Genomic DNA, 241 nt, shown 5'->3' with positions numbered 1-241 from the left:
GCGCATGCGTGTACTGACCGGTTGTGACCGCTTGCTGATAAGCCCATTGTCCATGCCTGCCGATATACGCGCGAATCGCCGCGATATTCGCTTCGTCGGGCGGCCAGCTCGTGGGGATCAGCAAGTCGTGCAGTTCCGCGTAGCCGGGATTCTGCGGCAACGGCGCATCGAAATTCACGCTGTTGCGATTCAGATCGACATTGCCCTCCGTCGTGCGGCTCAGATAGGAAAAGCCATACGG

1 protein-coding gene is annotated in these 241 nt (G+C 59.3%); it reads right to left on the bottom strand.

Going from position 1 to position 241, the window contains the following annotated elements:
- The coding region (locus NCT32_RS24850; RefSeq protein ID WP_250490610.1) for a DUF2817 domain-containing protein at positions 1-241 on the bottom strand (241 nt) is incomplete at both ends.

The organism is Caballeronia sp. INML2 (genome assembly GCF_023631365.1).
GTDB lineage: Bacteria > Pseudomonadota > Gammaproteobacteria > Burkholderiales > Burkholderiaceae > Caballeronia > Caballeronia turbans.
This window is presented reverse-complemented; position numbering and strand designations above follow the sequence as displayed.